General features: G+C 50.7%; 1 rRNA gene. It reads right to left on the bottom strand.

Annotated elements, in window-relative coordinates:
- Positions 1–219, bottom strand: a 23S ribosomal RNA gene (locus H6A27_RS14945); the annotation flags it as partial.

The raw sequence follows: 219 nt of genomic DNA, 5'->3' as shown, positions 1-219 counted from the left end.
TTAACCGTGACTCACCCAAGCGCCTTAGTATATTCAACCCGACTACGTGTGTCCGTTTGCGGTACGGGTACCTACAACGTTATGTTTAGCGGATTTTCTCGGCAGTCTGATTACCCACACTGTCACCGCTACCCGAAGGTGTTGGTGTACTCTCAAGTTCGACTCTTCCCGTGGATTTGCCTGCGGGAATCGACGTCTACACTCTTTAACCGGCTATTC

This window comes from Bacteroides caecigallinarum (genome assembly GCF_016902295.1).
Classification (GTDB): domain Bacteria; phylum Bacteroidota; class Bacteroidia; order Bacteroidales; family Bacteroidaceae; genus Phocaeicola; species Phocaeicola caecigallinarum_A.
This window is presented reverse-complemented; position numbering and strand designations above follow the sequence as displayed.